2 protein-coding genes are annotated in these 2,030 nt (G+C 31.7%); both read right to left on the bottom strand.

Annotated features, from left to right (window positions below):
• Positions 1–137: 137 nt before the first annotated feature.
• The gene (locus tag IEV69_RS13725; RefSeq protein WP_188443404.1) at positions 138–719 is read right to left on the bottom strand and encodes a hypothetical protein; all 582 of its coding nucleotides are present in this window, start codon (positions 717–719) and stop codon (positions 138–140) included.
• 152 nt (positions 720–871) lie between these two features.
• A partial coding sequence (locus IEV69_RS13730; RefSeq protein WP_229741448.1) for a WG repeat-containing protein occupies positions 872–2,030 on the bottom strand: 1,159 nt, incomplete at its 5' end.

The following is a 2,030-nucleotide window of genomic DNA, read 5'->3' on the forward strand; positions in this document are numbered from 1 at the left end:
AACTGTGTTTCCTTTTCGCAAACACACCTAATTTTACTTTTTTATAGATATTATTAGAGCAACACATTGAACCATTTTTCCCATCATTCAACTTGGCTTTAACGGCTTAGCTATAAGCAGTAGCGTCCCGCAGGGCGCTATTGCTTATAGGTTTTGTTGTAGCCAGTTTTTTCTATTTCAATATTTATATCTTTCTTATTCAATGTGGTACTCAGAGTAATTTTTCCATCCTTTTCTCCAAAATTCCACCAACTCGATTTTAAATCTTTGACTTTTTCAAATTGATGTTCGTTACTGTCAACGTACCATATGCTCATTCCTTTACCTTCTTCATTAAATGACAATAGAAATATTCCTTGGTCAGTTTTTACAAATTGATAATCGAAAAATCTGCCCTTTAGCTCGGGTATTTCGGGTTTGGACTTAACTTGAAACAAATAGATGTCATTCGGTTCTTCAGGATAGTCCAGATTGTCAGGAATTTCATTCTCATCAATGAATAGTCTTTCGAGTGTCAGATTTTTGTCGGAATAAAATTCAGTCCAATCGTTGATTATTTTTTCTACGTCACCTTTTTTGAATACGCTAAATATTAATGCAATCAAAAGGAATGGAATAAGAATTAGAAAGAGTAAAATCTTTAGCAGTCCAGTGAAAAATCCTTTTACTGAATCCCATTCGTTATGATTTCTAATATTTTCAACTATTGTGAAATTCATTTTTTAATTGGCTACAACGTTTTTGTGTATGAGCCGTTGCGTGTCTCGCCACGAACCATTAAAAGCACACAACTCCGCAGGATAATCCGCATGGATTTTCCGAAGAAGTACGGAACTAGCAATGGCTCATACACGGTGTTGCCCACAGTTTTTTATTCGTATTCAAAATCGTACATTTTGTCAAATTTAGAATTTAATGGTTTAAATTCATCTTGAATACGGTCAAATTTTGGTTCAATTACAAATTGTCCTTTTTTATCAATAAATCCCCATTTTCCATTTATTTTAACTCCAGCTAATCCATTTTTAAATCCGCGAGCTTCGTCAAATTTAAAGTTAATTATCACTATTCCGTTTTCATTGATATATCCAAATTTGTTGTCTTTTTTAGTGAGAGCAAGTCCGTTATTGCTAAAATAAGTTAAGTACTCGTAAATTGGTTTAATCAAAATAGTTCCTGTTGTGTCAGCTAAACCATATTTACCTTGTTTATTATACCAAAATATGTCTTTTTGGACGTAACCAAAAGAAGTATAAATTCCTTCCATTATTACATCTCCGTTTCTATTTACTCTTCCGAGTGTTCCTTGGTCGGAATTTCCAATCAGCCTAAATTTTCTTTTCGTTTTTGTATAGTCAGTTTTCAGCGTATCAATGATTTGTCCTTTTTTATTTATAATAAAACGTTCATTTCCAATCTCAACTTTTGCTTGTTTTTTATCAAAGTCATAAACATAATCATAGATTGTATCGGTTTGCAATATTCCTGTTTTATCTATGTAGCCCCATTTTCCATTTTCCGAAAATTTTATTGGTGCAAGTCCATTTGAGAAGTCTTCTGCGTCATAATAAAATGCAGATGAGATTAACTCTCCATTTAAATCAACGTAATTGTATTTGTCATTTAATAAAATCAAAAATCTATCATCGTAAACGTTCCCAATAAAATCGTATTTATAGTCAATAACAAGCTCGCCTTTGGTGTTTATTATTCCAGCTTTTCCATTTTTATAAGAGTCAGCAAATCCATCTGTAAAGTTTCTTATTGAGTCAAATTGCGGTTTTAAATACCAACTTCCATTTTTTTCAATAAATCCATATTTTCCGTCAAATTTTACTGGTGCAACTAATTTATTATTAGCACAACCTAAAATTAAAAGACTAAATATTGTTAAAATGACAGATTTCATAAATTGTGGGCAACGTGTCTCGGCTCGTATGTTTACAATGTTTAATTTATTATCCATAAATATAGTAGTTTTCCATTTAATAATAAGAGCTAAAATAGAAGGGACAGAGAGTTTCTCGGCT

It is taken from the genome of Planktosalinus lacus, assembly GCF_014640155.1.
GTDB classification, from domain to species: Bacteria; Bacteroidota; Bacteroidia; order Flavobacteriales; family Flavobacteriaceae; genus Planktosalinus; species Planktosalinus lacus.

Coding starts and splice junctions, on each gene's coding strand:
- IEV69_RS13725 (WP_188443404.1), bottom strand. CDS start 719: ATGAATTTCACAATAGTTGAAAATATTAGAAATCATAACGAATGGGAT.